Annotated in this window: 17 protein-coding genes and 1 pseudogene; 8 read left to right on the forward strand and 10 right to left on the reverse strand. The window is 61.6% G+C overall.

The window, feature by feature from the left end; translation table 11 throughout:
* The first annotated feature begins 198 nt into the window (after positions 1-198).
* Positions 199-450 carry a hypothetical protein gene (locus V5B39_RS04360; protein WP_332341701.1) on the forward strand — a complete coding sequence of 84 codons (252 nt, stop codon included), beginning with the start codon at positions 199-201 and terminating at the stop codon, positions 448-450.
* Positions 451-469: 19 nt separating this feature from the next.
* Here the strand turns inward: V5B39_RS04360 and holA are convergent, their stop codons facing one another.
* The 6 genes from holA to V5B39_RS04390 form a co-directional block, all read right to left on the reverse strand.
* Complete coding sequence (gene holA, locus V5B39_RS04365; RefSeq protein ID WP_332341702.1) at positions 470-1474, reverse strand: DNA polymerase III subunit delta; 1005 nt, start codon at positions 1472-1474, stop codon at positions 470-472.
* 9 nt (positions 1475-1483) lie between these two features.
* On the reverse strand, positions 1484-1996 hold the full coding sequence (gene lptE / locus V5B39_RS04370) for an LPS assembly lipoprotein LptE (protein ID WP_332341703.1): 513 nt from the start codon (positions 1994-1996) through the stop codon (positions 1484-1486).
* 19 nt (positions 1997-2015) lie between these two features.
* Positions 2016-4721 carry a leucine--tRNA ligase gene (locus tag V5B39_RS04375; RefSeq protein WP_332341704.1) on the reverse strand — a complete coding sequence of 902 codons (2706 nt, stop codon included), beginning with the start codon at positions 4719-4721 and terminating at the stop codon, positions 2016-2018.
* Between the two features lie 88 nt (positions 4722-4809).
* Positions 4810-5619 (reverse strand): hypothetical protein, encoded by an 810-nt coding sequence (locus V5B39_RS04380; RefSeq protein WP_332341705.1) that lies wholly within the window; start codon positions 5617-5619, stop codon positions 4810-4812.
* A gap of 62 nt (positions 5620-5681) precedes the next feature.
* Positions 5682-6473: a hypothetical protein gene (locus tag V5B39_RS04385; protein ID WP_332341706.1), complete on the reverse strand. Its 792-nt coding sequence runs from the start codon at positions 6471-6473 to the stop codon at positions 5682-5684.
* Positions 6470-7042, reverse strand: a complete 573-nt coding sequence (locus V5B39_RS04390) for an RNA polymerase sigma factor (RefSeq protein ID WP_332341707.1) — start codon at positions 7040-7042, stop codon at positions 6470-6472. The genes V5B39_RS04385 and V5B39_RS04390 overlap by 4 nt, the downstream gene beginning before the upstream one ends.
* A gap of 141 nt (positions 7043-7183) precedes the next feature.
* On the opposite strand from V5B39_RS04390, the gene V5B39_RS04395 reads away from it, so the two are divergent.
* Entirely contained in the window at positions 7184-8119 is a 936-nt protein-coding gene (locus V5B39_RS04395) for a FecR domain-containing protein (RefSeq protein WP_332341708.1), read from the forward strand.
* 39 nt (positions 8120-8158) lie between these two features.
* Here V5B39_RS04395 and V5B39_RS04400 read toward each other — a convergent pair whose 3' ends face one another.
* Positions 8159-8506, reverse strand: coding sequence for a hypothetical protein (locus V5B39_RS04400; RefSeq protein WP_332341709.1), 348 nt, complete (start codon positions 8504-8506; stop codon positions 8159-8161).
* A 341-nt stretch (positions 8507-8847) separates the two neighbouring features.
* Between V5B39_RS04400 and V5B39_RS04405 the strand changes: the two genes are divergently transcribed.
* Positions 8848-9978, forward strand: coding sequence for an SLC13 family permease (locus V5B39_RS04405; protein ID WP_332341710.1), 1131 nt, complete (start codon positions 8848-8850; stop codon positions 9976-9978).
* A gap of 126 nt (positions 9979-10104) precedes the next feature.
* A complete protein-coding gene (locus V5B39_RS04410) occupies positions 10105-10563 on the forward strand; it encodes a bacteriohemerythrin (RefSeq protein ID WP_332341711.1) in 459 nt (152 codons plus the stop codon).
* A 201-nt stretch (positions 10564-10764) separates the two neighbouring features.
* Here V5B39_RS04410 and V5B39_RS04415 read toward each other — a convergent pair whose 3' ends face one another.
* Positions 10765-11085, reverse strand: coding sequence for a c-type cytochrome (locus tag V5B39_RS04415; RefSeq protein ID WP_332341712.1), 321 nt, complete (start codon positions 11083-11085; stop codon positions 10765-10767).
* Between the two features lie 89 nt (positions 11086-11174).
* Positions 11175-11498, reverse strand: a complete 324-nt coding sequence (locus tag V5B39_RS04420; protein WP_332341713.1) for a hypothetical protein — start codon at positions 11496-11498, stop codon at positions 11175-11177.
* 10 nt (positions 11499-11508) lie between these two features.
* Between V5B39_RS04420 and V5B39_RS04425 the strand changes: the two genes are divergently transcribed.
* Positions 11509-11736, forward strand: coding sequence for a hypothetical protein (locus tag V5B39_RS04425; RefSeq protein ID WP_332341714.1), 228 nt, complete (start codon positions 11509-11511; stop codon positions 11734-11736).
* 470 nt (positions 11737-12206) lie between these two features.
* Here V5B39_RS04425 and V5B39_RS04430 read toward each other — a convergent pair whose 3' ends face one another.
* Positions 12207-12956, reverse strand: coding sequence for a helix-turn-helix domain-containing protein (locus tag V5B39_RS04430; RefSeq protein WP_332341715.1), 750 nt, complete (start codon positions 12954-12956; stop codon positions 12207-12209).
* 412 nt (positions 12957-13368) lie between these two features.
* On the opposite strand from V5B39_RS04430, the gene V5B39_RS04435 reads away from it, so the two are divergent.
* The 3 genes and pseudogenes from V5B39_RS04435 to V5B39_RS04445 all read left to right on the forward strand — a co-directional run.
* Positions 13369-14379: a sigma-54 dependent transcriptional regulator gene (locus V5B39_RS04435; protein ID WP_332341716.1), complete on the forward strand. Its 1011-nt coding sequence runs from the start codon at positions 13369-13371 to the stop codon at positions 14377-14379.
* A 295-nt stretch (positions 14380-14674) separates the two neighbouring features.
* Complete coding sequence (locus V5B39_RS04440; protein ID WP_332341717.1) at positions 14675-14950, forward strand: hypothetical protein; 276 nt, start codon at positions 14675-14677, stop codon at positions 14948-14950.
* A gap of 170 nt (positions 14951-15120) precedes the next feature.
* Positions 15121-15613, forward strand: a pseudogene (locus tag V5B39_RS04445) (phage tail sheath family protein); the annotation flags it as partial.

Raw genomic sequence — 15613 nt, forward strand, 5'->3', positions numbered from 1 at the left:
ATATGAAATTGAAATCATCATCAAGGCCAGGGATCTGTTCGGAGAGCTGATTGAAGGCAGATGATGATGCCGCTACGAGCTGTAGTGCAGACGACGCCTGATATTTCGTGCAATCGTCTTCTGAAAACGACAATGCGTCAAGGAACCACTGCAAAGGAATGCACTCTCAGACCTATTGCCACTTGTCTGCCGCCAATCATGAACAAAAAACTGATACTGCCTGCTGAAGTGAAAGTTTGCGCGACCTGCAGCTACTGGGATGGTGAGCGGATGGTCGATACCGAGTTGCGCCTGGTGGTGATCGGCGAGGATTGTCGGGGTGAGTGTCTGGTGCAAAGCAAATTCAGCCGCGGACTCAACGACGTGCGTCGGGAAACTGCCGGTTGCGCATGGGAACACCTGGCACCGGACACCGCGTCAGCCGACCTGGAAAGCGGCAACAGCCACTGAAGCCCGACACCGCGGCGTTTCAGGCGGCGGTGATGTACAGACCGAGTTGTCGGAACTCGTCCCAGACATCGCCGCCCGCAATGCCCTTGATCATCCGGTCGATGCGCGCGGCGTGCGCCAGTGCAGTCGCTGCGCGCTCGCTGTCGATCCGCTGCAGCGCGCGTTTGACCAGTGCCTGACGCGTGCCCCATAGCCGAGCATCCTTCAACAGGGCGTCCAGCGGCTGGCGTCTCGCGAGTCCCGCAGCGATCTGCGCCAGCAGGCGCACTTCCTCGGTCATCGCCCAGAGCACCAGGAGCGGGGCTTCCCCTTCCTGCTGCAGGCCATCGAGGGTACGCGTCAGGCGCGCCACATCACCGGCGAGCATCGCTTCACGCAGGCCATCAAGGTCATAACGGGCGACGTTGAGCACCGCCTCGCGAATTTGCTCCAGGCTCAGGGCGCCGGGCGGGTAGAGCACCCCGAGCTTGAGGATTTCCTGATGCGCCGCCAGCAGGTTGCCTTCGACCCTTTCGCTAATGAACCGCAGGCCATCGGCGGTAGCGCTTTGCTGCTGGCGGCGAAGGCGGCCAGCCAGCCACGCCGGCAATTCGGCCAGTGCCGGCGCGAGCAGCTTGACCACCGCCCCGGCGCTGGCCAGAGCGCCCATCCAGGCGGATTTCTCGTCCCGCCAGTCGACGTCGTTCATGGTGACCAGAAGCAACGAATCCGGAGAGGGACGCGTGCAATACTCTTGCAAGGCTGCGCTGCCCTCGCGTCCCGGTTTGCCGGTCGGGATGCGCAGGTCGATCAGCGTGCGCCCCCCGAACAGCGACAGGTTGCCTGCGGCATGGTAGAGGTCGTTCCAGTTGAAACCGGCGATTGCGGTGAGCACTTCGCGTTCGTCGAAGCCGCGTCGGCGGGCGGCCGCGCGGATGGCATCGGCAGCCTCGATGACTAGCAGAGGTTCGTCGCCATGGACCAGGTAGACCGGTTGCAGATCGCGTTCGAGATGTGTGGCGAGCTGATTGCCCTTAAGGTTCATGCGGCAGCCTTACTCGGGAGCGGCTGCAAACACCGGTTTGCTGGCCGCCAGCCGGCGCATCAACTGCTGCACCAGGTCATTCTCCATGTCGCGCCAGAGCAGCTTCTCCTCCTGTTGCTTGGCCAGCACGTTGGAGTCATCGTAAGTGAGGTCGCGGACCAGTTCGATGCTGCTCGGCGCGACCAGGTCGCGGCCCTTGTCGTCGGTGATCCGATAGGTGTAGAGGTAACGCAGGCGCAGTTCGCTGACGCGGCCCGTGCTCGATACCGAAAGAATCACCCGGTCTCGAGATTCCGCTCCCGGTACCAGGGTCGCCTGTGCGTCACTCGCCGTCAGCGCCACGCGCGTCGTTCCCGAGGCGCGGATGGCACGCTTGAGGCTGACGGCGATGACCGAATAGTCGGGCATGGCAATGAAAAGGCTTTCGTAGGGCAGCGAATAAGCGCCCCGCAACTGGAAACCGCAACCGGCGAACAGAACCAGCGCCAGGACCAGCCCCATGGAGTATCGCGCTGCACGCATCGGACACTTTCGCAAGGTTTCAGGCGACGATATTGACCAGGCGACCGGGAACCACGACCAGTTTTTTGGGTGCGGTGCCGGCCAGATGCTTCTGTGCCGCTCCAGAGGCCAGCGCAGCGCTTTCGATGCTCGCCCGGTCAGCACCCACCGGCACCCGCAGGCTGCCGCGCAGTTTGCCGTTGATCTGCAGCACCAGTTCGATTTCGTTCTGCACCAGCGCGTTTGCATCAGGTTTCGGAAAGGCCTGGCCGGAGAGCGTGTGGCCGGGTCTCAAGGCAGCATAGAGCGCTTCGCAGATATGCGGCACGATCGGGTTGAGCATCAGCGTCACCGCTTCGAGGGTTTCCTGCCTGACGGCGCGTGCGGCGGCCGAGTCGTCGGTGATGCGGCCATAAGCGTTGAGCAACTCCATGACCGCGGCAATGGCGGTATTGAACTGCTTGCGCCGCCCGTAATCGTCGGCGACCTTGCCGATCGTCTGGTGTAACTGCCGACGCAGGCCCTGCAGCCCGGTAGACAGAGGTGCAGCCGGGGTCGGCGCCACCGGGCCCGCCGAGACATGCTCGTAGACGATTCGCCAAAGTCGCTTGAGGAAACGGAATGCCCCTTCGACGCCGGCATCGGACCATTCCAGCGACTGGTCCGGCGGGCTCGCGAACATGATGAACAGGCGCGCGGTGTCGGCGCCGAACTGTTCGATCAGCGCCTGCGGATCGACGCCGTTGTTCTTCGACTTCGACATCTTCTCGATGCCGCCGACGATCACCGGCAGGCCGTCGGCGCGCAGCGACGCGCCGACGGCCCGGCCACGTTCGTCATGCACGGCATCGACCTCGGCGGGATTGAGCCATTGTTTCTTGCCATGGCTGTCCTCGCGGTAGAAAGTTGGTGCCACGACCATGCCCTGCGTCAGCAGATGGGCAAAGGGCTCGTCGAGCCGGTGCTCGCCAAACAGGCCGAGGTCGCGCATCAGCTTGGTCCAGAAGCGCGAGTAGAGCAGATGCAGGATGGCGTGTTCGATGCCGCCGATGTACTGGTCGATGCCGCCCGCGCACCAGTAGGACACGCGCTCGTCGACCATCGCGTGATCATTGTCCGGACAGCAATAGCGCAGGAAATACCACGAGGACTCGACAAAGGTATCCATGGTGTCGGTTTCGCGCTTTGCCTTGCCGCCGCATTTGGGACAGGTCGTCTCGTAGAATTCGGGCATTTTGGCGAGTGGCGAACCGGCACCGCTGATCGTGACGTTTTCCGGCAGTACCACCGGCAGGTCCTGGTCAGGCACCGGCAGGTCGCCGCAGGCCGCACAGTGAATGATCGGGATCGGGCAGCCCCAGTAGCGCTGCCGGGAGATTCCCCAGTCGCGCAGGCGGAACTGGACCTTCTTTTCGCCCAGACCTTTGGCGGCGAGGTCGACGGCGACAGCGTCGACCGCAGCGTGGTACCCAAGGCCGTCATATTTGCCAGAGTTGACGCAAACACCTATGTACTTGTTGCCATACCATTCTTGCCATGCAGACAAGGAGAAGTCTGTAATAGCAACGTCAGAGCCGCTACCATCTTCTGCGCCAGATCCACTTCCGGTCCCACCTCCATAGCCGCTTCCGTCGCCAAATCCGTCTTCCCTGCCTTTCGCGATCACCTGCCGGATCGGCAGGCCGTACTTCTTGGCAAAGGCAAAATCGCGCTCGTCGTGCGCCGGTACCGCCATCACCGCGCCGTCACCGTAGCCCATCAGCACGTAGTTGCCGATCCACACCTCGATCGGTTCGCCGCTCAGCGGATGCGTCACGAAAATGCCCGTCGGTACACCCTTTTTCTCCATCGTCGCCAGGTCCGCTTCGGCGACGCCACCCTGCTTGCATTCCTCGACAAAAGCCGCCACCCTGGGGTCGCGCGCAGCCGCATAGCTGGCCAGTGGATGCTCGGCGGCGACGGCGCAGAAGGTGACGCCCATGATCGTGTCGGCACGCGTGGTGAATACCCACAACTGGCCGGGCTGACCATCGAGTTCATAGGGAAAGGCAAAGCGCACGCCGGTGCTCTTGCCGATCCAGTTCTTCTGCATCAGTCGAACTTGTTCCGGCCAGCCGTCGAGCTGGTCGAGGTCAGCCAGCAATTCCTCGGCGTAGGCAGTGATCTTCATGTAATACATCGGGATCTCGCGCTTCTCGATCAGCGCGCCCGAACGCCAACCACGCCCATCGATCACCTGCTCGTTGGCCAGTACGGTATGCTCGACCGGATCCCAGTTGACCGTTCCCAGTCTTTGGTAGATCAGGCCTTTCTCATACAGGCGGGTGAACAGCCATTGCTCCCAGCGGTAGTACTCGGGTTGGCAGGTGGCGATCTCGCGCTCCCAGTCGATCGCAAAACCCAGACGCTTGAGTTGCGTCTTCATGTAATCGATGTTGGCGTAGGTCCATTGCGCCGGCGGCACATTGTTCTGGATGGCCGCATTTTCCGCGGGCATGCCAAAAGCGTCCCAACCCATCGGCTGCATGACGTTATCGCCGAGCATCCTGTGGAAGCGTGCGAGAACGTCGCCGATCGTGTAATTGCGCACGTGCCCCATGTGCAGCTTGCCCGAAGGATAGGGGAACATCGACAGGCAGTAGTATTTAGGGCGATTGATGTCCTCGATGGCGCGCGCCGCTCCGCTCTGGTTCCAGAAGTCCTGAGCAGCGATTTCCACGTCCGCGGGTTGATACTTTTCCTGCATGGCCGGTCACAATCCAGAAAAGAGGCTGAAGCGCGGATTATACGCATACGTGCTTTGGCTTGCCCTGATCGGGAAATCGCAAAACGACTCAGTGCCGCGGATCGGGAACGAAGCCACCTGGAAAGGGGTTCGGAAGCGAATTCGGTGTCGGCTGTTGCCGGGGCTGCCGTGGAATGATGCCCTGGGCGAGCAGATTGCTATAGCTGTCGTAATGAATGGTCAGCACTTCGGAGGGCGCGTCACTGGCACGTCGAAACTCGGTGTATTGCGTCGGCGCGCTGATGCGCTCGCCGTGGCCAGTACCCAGACGACCCTGACCCTCCGCCAGCTTGCCAGGCGCTTGCGACGGCGCCGGCGCAACCGCCCTGGCTGCGGCACCCGAGGTCGCACTATCGGCAGCAGGAGCGTCGTCGCGCTCCCGCGACGGCATCGTGACCTGCGGCGGCGGCAATGGCTCGGCTTCCCGATAGACGGCGACGCCAACTACTCCGACGTTCTGTGGGCGGTCGGTGCGGCCGGCATAGCTGTCGGCAACGCTGGTGAAATAGAACGCCGCCACATCGTCCATGCTCTTGCGCCAGCCGGAGATCTCGGCCGATTGTCGCGCCACCAGGACGTAACCGGATTGTGAGGTGGCGGCAGTCTGGCCGCTGAGTGCATTGATGCCGTCAACCGAAAGCACGGTCAGCACACGACCGCTGCTCTTGTTGCGCAACATCACTGCGTAACGGTTACCGGGAGTCCCGACCACGTACAGGCGGCCGTGGTGGCGATAGACCTCCAGCGTCTGACCACTGCTGCGGTCGATGATGCCGACGTCGACCAGTGCGCCGGCGTCGGCAATGCTGATGCAGCCAGCCAGCGGCAGGGCAGCGAAGAAGGCGGCGAGTTTTTTCATGAGGAACTCCTTGGGTGAGGTGATGAGCATGTCAACGCACGCCGCCGGTAAACGGGGTCAATTCATTGACGAAATTCTTCCGGTAGCGGGTAATCCGGGTTCGCCCGACGAAACTCCTGCAGTTGCCGTTCGGCTTCCCGGGTCTTGCCATCGCGCCGCAGTGCACGGATTTCATCGAGCCATACGCTGGCACTGCGGCCGTTTTCGGTCTTGGCCAATGCTCCGGACGCCGCTCGCTCGGCTGCAGGAGCTGAGTCGATACGCCTTGCCGCCTGACTGTCGCCGAGCGCGGCAGCGGGCGAAGGAGCGCTGTCCAGCACGACTGGCGCTGCCGGTGCCGCGGCAGGCAAGGACTTGCGCGACGGAGTCGGGGCTAACCCTGGTTCGGCAACGATGTCGGATTTCGATGGACGGTCGCTCTCGCCAGCGCTGCCCGAGGGCTTTGCCAATTTGGCGTGCGCTTCGCCGGGTGGTGGAGATGGCGCGGCCGGCCTGGCCGGTTCAGGAGCGGCAGCCGAACCCATCGGCTCACGGAGGCCACGACTCGGCGCCTCACGTCGTGCTGACGGAGCTTCCTGCTGCAGGCCCGGTTCCGCCGGCAGACCGCCTGGTGGTCGCTCCTGCAGCAAAGCCAGAGTGACGGTCAGCAGCAAGGTCGTGGCAAGGGTCAGTGGTGTACGCCAGCGTAGCCACCAGGTGCCACGAGGTGGGTTCGCCGGCGATTCGGCAAGTGCTGCCCGTGCCGCCGCGAGAATGCGCTCGTCCGTGGCGCGTGACGGCTGCTCAGTCGCATGCTCCCGATATAATTGGGAGAGTTGCGGATCGCTCGGAGAATCCTGGGGGCGCTGGGTCATAACAGATCCTGCAGCGAGTGTCTGAGTTTGGTCAGCGCATAGCGCAACCGGCTCTTGGTCGTTTCACGGCCGCTGTCGGTGGCAACGGCAATTTCCTCCAGGGTCAGCCCACCCTCTTCGGCGAGCAGAAAGACTTCGCGCTGGGCCGGTGGCAACGCGGCCAGCGCCAGGTTGATCCTGTGCGCCGCATGTTGCCGCTCATGCAAGGCGTGCGGCGTCTCATGACCGGGTGCCGGCAGACAGGCAATCAGGTCATCGACATCATCCGGATCGTCAGCGTTCGGCGCCAACTGCGCCAGCGCTTGTGGCGAATGTTTGCGGTAGTGATCGATCAGCCGGTGGCGCGCGATCCGGAAGACCCATGTCGAGAAGCGGGCCAGTGGCTGGTAGTCGGCGCGGGCCTTGACCACCTTGATCCAGACCTCCTGATAAAGCTCCTCAGCCACTGCCGGGTCCCCGCATTGCTGCGCCAGATAGCGATACAGCGAGCCGCGATAACGACGATAGAGTGTTGTGAACGCATCTGCATCACCCGCACGATAGGCCAGCATCAGTCGTTCGTCACTCAAGTCTGCTTGCATTGCGGCAGTCTAGCCGCTGCGCAGACAAACGCAAGCCGGCTCCAACAGCTCGTGCAACCTGACCGGGCAGACCGTCGTGCTGGGCACAATGTTAGAATGCCCCTTTCTCGTGGTCGCAAGGAACCATCCATGAACAGGTATTGTATCGGCGCTCTTTTCGCCATGCTCACCGGGAGTCTGCTGCCGCAGGCCGCAAGCGCAGTCACGGGAGCCGACGCCATCGTTGATGGAGTGCTCATGCCTGCCTGGCTTGAGCGACCCGGCGTCCGGCAGGAGCTGACACCAGGGACGGTTCTGCAGAATCGCGACCGGGTGATCAGCGGTCCCGGTGCCCGGGTCAGAATTCGGCTGGGCGATGGCAGTACAGTCGAAATGGCTGCCGACAGCCGACTCGACCTGAACGCGCTTGGCGTACGTGAAGCGCAGGTGTTCACGGCTGCTCTCGATGTCCAGCAAGGCGCGGTGCGTTTCAGCACCGGCGCCCTTGCCAAAAATCATCGGCAGCGCGCTGTCAATCTGCGTGTTGGCACGCTCACTGCGGGAATCAGGGGAACCGATGTCCTGGGCAGAGTCGATGCGGAAGGTGACCGCATCTGCCTGCTGGAGGGAAGTATTGCCGTGCTGCACCCCTTGGCAGAAGCACTGCAAATCGATACGGCGCCAAGCTGCTATCTGGCACCGAAAGGGGATGCACCGGCGCCGATCGAGGCAGTCACTGCCGGCCAGCTCGCATCGCTGGCCGCGCAGACCGCACTACCGGCGGCCCCGCCTCCCGTTGCCGTGCCAACAGCCACACCGCTGGCTGCCGGCCGCTACGCCACGCGTAGCGGTAGGTGGGCAGTCGAACTGGCGACGCTTGATAGCGAATCGGCAACCTTGTCTTTGTACGACCGAGCACGCGCCGCTGGCTACCCAGTCAGAATCATGCCGCGAGCCAGTGCCGGCAGCGGTTACGATTACACCGTTCGTCTCACGCAACTGCCGACACAGAGCGAAGCGGCAGCATTGGCGGTGCAAATTGCAGACTCGCTGCAGATTGCCTCGCCGGTCGTGGTGCGTCACTGAGTCAAGCCTGCTCTGTGGGTCTGCTCGCTGCCGCGGCTCTCAGGCAGGGTGACGCGGACCCGGAAACACGCCGGTCCAGTTGGATAGGCCCAGCCTGATGATGTTCTCGAAGGTAATCATGTTCAGTTTCGAGATCCGGTTCTGGTGGCGCCACAGCCAGGAAATGCAAGTCCTGGTCCCGGCCGTTTGACGCACTACAGAGGACGTGCCCTCGGCTTCCGCGAAGTCGATAAAACGTTCCACGGCCAGGCGATAAAAATCCGAACTGTTGCAGCAGCCGGCGATGATTTCGGCTTCCCCAGCCGCGCGGCGCCAAAGTTTGAGCGCGAGTTCTTCGTTGATGCCCGTTTTGTGGGCGATCCACGGCAAAAGTTTTGGTGCTTTCATACGAGTACTCCTGAAAACTGGCAATGCCAAACACTGCAAGCCGTCAACCGCGACCTTGTGAGCCAGGGTTTTGTTGCAGCGCAGCATCATTATAATGAGTGTCCATCCAAAAAGTTAGGCTTATTTTTCAAATTTCGCGGCAAGCCATTGGCGGAAGTTCCAGTCATCATCAGTAACGGCATACTCATGAAAAGTCTGATCGCTTTTCCTGCTGAATTAACACCCGAATCAGTGGTTGGCAGGGCCATTCCGGGCACGTCGCCAACCCCCGATCCGATGACAGCCTAGCACTGCCGCACGCGGCACGCCGTGCGGAAAGCCACGACGACACAAAGAAATTCATGAGACGCCTGCTTCTGATTCCCGCCGAAATCGCTACTCGCCTGCAGCGCGATATTCTGCTCCTGGTTCTGGTGTTGCTCTGTTTCGGCCTGAGTCTGCTTGACCCTGATGCAATCGCCACCTATCCGCAACGGGTCGACTGGCCAACCATCGCGGCACTTGCCGGGTTGTTGCTGTTGACTACCGGACTGGAGGAGAGCGGCCTATTGCAGCATGCCGCATACCAGATGATCATACGCATGCACAGCGAGCGAAATCTGGCCTTGTTACTGGTCGGCACTTCGGCAGCCATGGCTACGGTATTGACCAACGACATTGCCCTGTTCATCGTCGTTCCGCTGACCCTCGGCCTGAACGGCATGGCCACCCTGCCGATCGCGCGGCTGGTGATCTTCGAAGCCCTGGCGGTGAATGCTGGATCGGTGCTGACCCCTATGGGCAATCCGCAAAACCTGTTCCTGTGGCAGCGATCAGGGATTCCCTTCATGGCTTTTGTCGCCGAAATGGCGCCACTGGCGGGGATCTTGCTCGGCACTCTGCTGGCCCTGACAGTGTTCGCCTTCCCGGCTCGACACATCGACCCACACGAAGACATCGTGCCACCGCTGCTCGCCCGGCGGTTGCTGTGGAGCTGTCTGTTGCTCTATCCGGTTTTCCTGATACTGCTCGACCTGCGCCAGCCGTGGGTCGGACTGGCGATCGTCGCAACCGTCTTCGGTGCCGCCTTTCGCCAAGTGGTGAAGCAGGTCGACTGGGCCCTGATCATCGTTTTCGTGCTGATCTTCATCGACCTGCGTTTGCTTGCCGATTTGCCGCCGGTGCAGGCAATGGTCGCGACGATCGGGCTGCACGATCCGCAGCGTCTTTTCCTGGCCGGGGTGTTGATTTCGCAACTCATCAGCAACGTGCCCGGCGCCATCCTTCTTGCCGAGCACAGTCTGGACTGGCGCCTCATGGCCTGGGCGGCAAACATTGGCGGTTTTGGACTGCTGATCGGCTCTCTGGCCAACCTCATCGCATTGCGCCTGCTCGGCGACCGGCGCGCCTGGTGGAATTTCCATGCCTGGTCGCTGCCCTTCCTCGTCATCGCTGGAACCCTAAGCTACCTCTGGCTGTTCGCAGGAGCTTGACGGACAAGCCGCGACCGGCAAGATACCAGTCTGACTTAAATCCGGTTTCTCTGGAATTCTGCAGGTAGACCTTCTATACTGAAGGGATAATAAGAGATACCCATCGGTGACAAGAGGAGACTTGTGATGACCCTGTACATTCCCGGCATGCTGCCGGACGGGCTGTTGGTCGATTTGCCGGAAATCGACGCCCAGCATGAAGAAATCTTCAACTTCATTGACTTTCTCAAGACCATCTGTTTTGAACACAGTCATATTCCGGTCAACGAGTTCGGCAAGCTTCTCGATTACTTCGCGATCCATTTTGCCACCGAAGAACGGATTGCCGAGGAAGCCGGGCTGGATTTCACCGACCATGCCAAGATCCATACCGATACGCTGCGCCTGCTGCACAAGGCTCTCGGTGAAGTCATCAACGGTGGGCAGGACGCGCATTCCTTCCTGCGCTTCTGCGAGTACTGGTTCGAACGTCACATCAGGGAGGATGACAAGCTGTTCATCTCTGCCCTGCAAGGCTGCGATTACGATCGTTCGGTTGGTCAGCGGCACGCCGCCAGCCCATGCTTTTCCGCTCAGGGGTTATGAATCAATCGACTGCGCGGTCGATCTGTGGCTCGCTCACGCCTTGCATCTCGGCCTGCTCGCGACGACTTCTTTTACCACCTCTTCACTTCTTCAAAATCTCTCAGGCCTGATTGAGCGCCAAAGCCTCGACGACGGCGTCAGGAGCCCGGCGGACAAGGGAAGCAACGCCGGGCTTTCCCCATGTCCGTTTCCGGCCCCCGGTCACTCGGGAAATCCCGTCAGCAACTGTTCGACGATCCAGCGCGCCTCGGCCTCGCTTAGGAAGCGCTGCCAGGGCGGCATCGGCGTCCCTGGCCGTCCGTTGTAGATCGTGGCCACCAGCGACTCGACCGGTTTGCTCTGCAGGGACTGCGGTTTCAGCGAGGGTCCAAGACCGCCTTGCAGCGTCATGCCGTGGCATGAGCCGCAATCCTGACGGACCAGATGCACGAGTTGCTTCTGGCGTTCGGTGGACGGCGGTGCCGTTTGCGCGAGCACGGCCGGCGAGCACAGCAGCAATACCAGAATAAGGCAAGATGGCATGATGAGGCAGTGAGTCCAGTTCGCTGCTTCGGCAGCGCCGACAACAAAAGTGAGGGGGAGGTTCGTGAGTCGCTGACGTGACTTTGACCTTAAACTCTGGTGCTCACGACGTTCCCAACCGATGAAGCGCCGGGCAGGTTGCGGGCGAAGGCCTGCAGAAAGTCGGCAAGCGTCGCATTGCTGCTGCTCCCGCCGGCTGCGCTCAGAAGTTTCTGGAAGCTTTGCTGCAGCGCGTCTACCGGGGAGTCGGACGATCTGGCTCCGGTCGAACTGCCCGGTGACGATGCCAGCGTCTCGATCAGTCTCTGCATGTCCGACTGAATATTGTGGCGTGACTCGCCGGAGCTGCCCGTGATGCGGCTGTTCGCGTCTTTCGTGGCGGCCCGAACGCTTTGGGCGTGCAAGGCAGCCATCAGAGTGTCCATGAACACAGTCAAAGCCTGTGCGGGATCTTCCGCCGAGGATGATGACGAAACTGCCGCAGCCGTATTGCCCGAAGCCCCTGAACTGCTGCCGACGCCGATTTTTGCCAGGGCCTGGGTAACCGCGTCGAGCATGCCACCGCCGGAGGGAGGAGGACCGACGGGCGGAGATGCCTCGGCGCCGTTACTGGCTTGCGCAGCGTTCGTTTCGCTGCTGCCGATCAGTTGACCGAGTCGGGAAATCCAGGTAGCTGCACTCAATACGCCGCCAATCAACATTTTCTTGTCCTGATAAAAAGTGGGTCATCCCGGTCAATTGCCCCTGACCGCTTGCGGTCGCGACGGACTCAGCTGCGCGCTGCGATTTGCACGGTTACACGAGCAGGAAAAACCGACCTGAGTGCCGCATCCAGGAAAAGCAATTTCCGGGCCAGAAACTCCGAGAATTCCCGGCGGTGCGCTGATTTCCGTGCCATACGCCGGCGGCAGGTCAAAAAATATGCCCGTAAGCCCGCCGCCGGTCACTGATCGTGGGGGCGGGAGGCCGCGCCCGACATCACCGCCACGATCCGAGGCGACGGCCACCGGCAATCTTTGCCGTCGTTGCCGGCCAAGTCGATCCTTGCCCACCCATCAGCACGCGCCCGTCGCGGCCTGTCCTGGTGACAGGCCAGACCGACTCGCCGCGGCGTGACCGATTCACTCGTCGCGATCGCTGTCAGCATCGCTGCTTCGATCCTGGTATCGGGTGCGCAGGGCCATGGCCATCTCGAATCCGGCCTGCGTGAAGCTCAAAATTTCGGCAAATTCCTGGTCGCTGAGCGTACGTGCAGCGTCATTGCTGCGATAAATGTTGACGAACTGGTGTTCGCGAACGGTTTGCAGCACCAGCTTGCCGATGCCCAGTTCTTCGAGACTTGTCCACAACTCGGGATGGGCCGTGCGGGTAAAGCGCATCACGAAGCCAACCGGGTCATTGCGACCGAAAACTGCTGCCAGGCGCAGAATCAGTTCGAACGACAGGGCGATACGGCCATTCTCGAGGGACTCGATCAGCGAAGGGTCCTTCAGGTCGATGGCGGCACCGACTTCGGCAATCGTCAGTCCGGCTGCCTCGCGCATCGAGCGAATCGCTGCACCGGTCTTGGCCCAGGCAGTCGGTTCACCCATCCCCGGCAGCACTGCCCGCACGACTTCGCTGGCCGCGTCGATCGGATGCCCATCCTGCAATGCCCGGCTGACCTTGCCGGCGGTCTGCAGCGCGCGTCCGGCAACCCCGGTGGCCGCGCTGATGTCCAGCAGTCTGCCGGCCATTGAACGCACCTGATCGACGAGACCTGGCTCGGCGGGTAAGGCGGTGTCGGGCTTCACCCGGGCATCCGGCTTGCTGACGATTCGTTTGGCAACAGCGGGCTTGCGTTTTTCCGATGGCGAGGGCGGGTTGCTCATATGTCATCCTTAATGTGAAAGTCGGGTCAGCGACTGACGAACCTCCCCTCTCCACACGTGAGAGCGAAAACGATCATGACTTTCATGACCCAGGGTCCCTGGAAAAGTCATGACCGTTAATTGGATCTGTTTCAATCTCTTCCCCACCTTGCCCAAAAGCCGTTCATCGTACCCCGATTCCTGGTCGATCGAGAAGTCTGGCCGATCATTTCGATTGGCCTGTCAGCTCGTTCCTGCAACTCGGGACCTATCAAAAATCTCAATTAACAGAGCATGTTCGCAACTAATACGAATTCCTGGCCTCGAACTTGACTTGATGGCTTTGCCCGGTCAAGATGCCTCGTCGGCAGCCCGAGAAAAACGGCGTCCGGTGCCCCACCATGCCTGAAAGCACGACCCGTGGAGGAACGAGATGATGTTTGAGGATCGCCATGCTGCCCCGATCTTTGTCGGAGAATCCCCGGCGTTCCGCCAGGTCTTGTCATTCATCGCCAAACTTGCCCGTTGCGATGCACCGGTGCTCATCGAGGGTGAAACCGGGACGGGCAAGGAACTGGCGGCGCGCGCCATCCACTATTCCGGGGCACGCGGCAGCGCCCCTTTCGTTCCGATCAACTGCGGTGCCATCCCTGACAATCTGGTCGAAAGCGAGTTGTTCGGACATGTCCGGGGGGCTTTCACCGATGCCCGAGAGGCACGCAGCGGGGTGGTGACACAGGCGGAAGGCGGGACGCTGTTCCTCGACGAGATCGAAGCCCTCGGGGCGCATGCCCAGGTCGCGCTGCTGCGCTTCCTGCAGGACCTCGAATATCGGCCGGTGGGCGGTTCGGCATCCCGGCGTGCCAATGTCCGCGTGCTGGCTGCCAGCAATACCGATCTGGCCGCACTCACCCGCCAGGGCGGCTACCGGCAGGACCTGCTGTTTCGTCTCAAGGTGTTGGTCCTTGACATGCCGCCCCTGCGGGCGCGTGGGGATGATGCCGCGCTGCTTGCCGAGGCTTTTGTCGCGCGCTATTGCAGCCGCTATGGCCTGCCTGCGATTCCCATCGATCCACACAGTCTGGCACACCTGCGCGGGTATGACTGGCCGGGTAATGTGCGTGAACTGGAAAACATGGTGCACCGGGAATTGTTGCTCAACGAGGGGCAAACCCTGTATCTGAATGTGCCGTCAGTGCCGTCCTGCGGCACGACCGCAGTCCCGGTGGCCGAACCCGGTCAGGTCACGGATTTCCGGCAGGCCAAAGCCGAAGCCATTGCTCGATTCGAACGATCGTACCTCAGCCACCTGCTCGCCAGCACAGCCGGCAACATCAGCCTGGCCGCGCGTCTTTGCGGTCAGGACCGCAGCCGGCTCAACAAGCTGGTTCGCAAATACGGACTCGCACGTTCCAGCTTTGCCGAGGACGCGACAGCCCAGTAGGTCAAGGACACCCTCGAAAGCACTGCAGCGCTCAGCATCCAACCCGCAGACGAAAATCAGCTTCGTTCCTGATCTCCCCGGCAGGGCATTGGCGCGGGTCTGTCACGGCGCGCAGGGTGAGTTCGCAGCGTGGGTCATTTTTGACCCAGTGTGTTCGAAGCGTCCCGCATTGGACATCTGCAGCGCCCCGCTGATGAAATTTATGGGATTGATTCATAAAAAGAAAGTGAATATGGTAATGGTTGGCACAGACCTTGCGATGCTGAGTCGGCATGGTTGACGATGCGGGAGGCGAATGGCCTGGAAGGGAAATAACACCACGGATGTGGAGACGGCAATCCGGGCTTACCTGGCTGCGCATCCGACCGCGGCCGATAACGCCGTCGGAGTACAGCAATGGTGGTTGCCGCGCCGCCTGGTCGACGCTTCCCTGCATGATGTCGAGACAGCGTTGGCGGCAATGACCGAGCAGGGGTGCCTGACCGAGATTCGTCTGCCCGACGGCCGTGTCATCTTCGCTTCCGGGCACGCCAAGGGGATGGATGACTGGAGCGGTGCAGCACCCAGGTGAAGACGGATGCCTGACGGCTGTGGATGGCGACGGTGCAAGACGAGGCATGGCAGGCAGGGAGTTCCCGGCGTCGATGGCAGACGCTCGGTTCGGGTATCCGATTGTTCTAGGAGGCACACATGGTGCAAGTGACTTATCCAGGCGTCTACATCCAGGAAGTGTCGAGCGGGGTGCACACCATCACCAGCGTGGGCACCTCGATCACCGCGTTCATCGATTTCTTCCGCGAAGGGCCGACGGACGAGGCCGTCGAAATCTTCGGGACGGCCGATTTTCAACGCACCTACGGCGGCCTGGACGACCGCAGCGAGGCCAGCTACGCGATCGCGCAGTACTTCCTGAACGGCGGTAGCTCGGCCTTGGTGGTGCGGGTCGCCAACGGCGAAGCGGTCGCCGGTGCGGCGCTGCACATGTTGCCTGCGCCCGATGAGGTGCTGCTGGCCGAGGCCGCGAATGCGGGGCGGTGGGGCAACCATGTGCGCATCGATGTCGATTACGCCACCGTCGACCCGGAACACACCTTCAACCTCGTGATCACCCGCTATGACAGCCATGCGGCCAACGCCAGGCCGCTGGCGAGCGAACGTTACCTCAACCTGACCATGGACACGACGCAGCCGCGGTATGCGATCAAGGTGGTCAATGACAGTTCGAAACTGGTCA

It is taken from the genome of Accumulibacter sp., assembly GCF_036625275.1.
Lineage (GTDB): Bacteria > Pseudomonadota > Gammaproteobacteria > Burkholderiales > Rhodocyclaceae > Accumulibacter.